The following is a 291-nucleotide window of genomic DNA, read 5'->3' on the forward strand; positions in this document are numbered from 1 at the left end:
GACTACCAGGGTATCTAATCCTGTTTGCTCCCCACGCTTTCGTGCCTCAGCGTCAGGTCTGGCCCAGCTGCCCGTCTTCACCATCGGCGTTCCAGTAGATATCTACGCATTTCACCGCTCCACCTACTGTTCCGGCAGCCCTTACCAGCCTCAAGCCCACCAGTATGCCCTGCTGTTCCACGGTTGAGCCGTGGGATTTCACAAAGCACTTGGTGAGCCGCCTACGCACCCTTTAAGCCCAGTGATTCCGATTAACGCTTGTGGCCTCTGTATTACCGCGACTGCTGGCAC

The 291-nt window shown here is 57.0% G+C and carries 1 rRNA gene; it reads right to left on the bottom strand.

The features are described 5' to 3' along the window. Window positions 1-291: ribosomal RNA gene (locus ACTHS4_RS11835) — 16S ribosomal RNA — on the bottom strand; the annotation flags it as partial.

Origin of the sequence: Neisseria sp. P0014.S009, from assembly GCF_051958155.1 — a bacterium.
In the GTDB taxonomy this organism is placed as follows: Bacteria; Pseudomonadota; Gammaproteobacteria; order Burkholderiales; family Neisseriaceae; genus Neisseria; species Neisseria flavescens_C.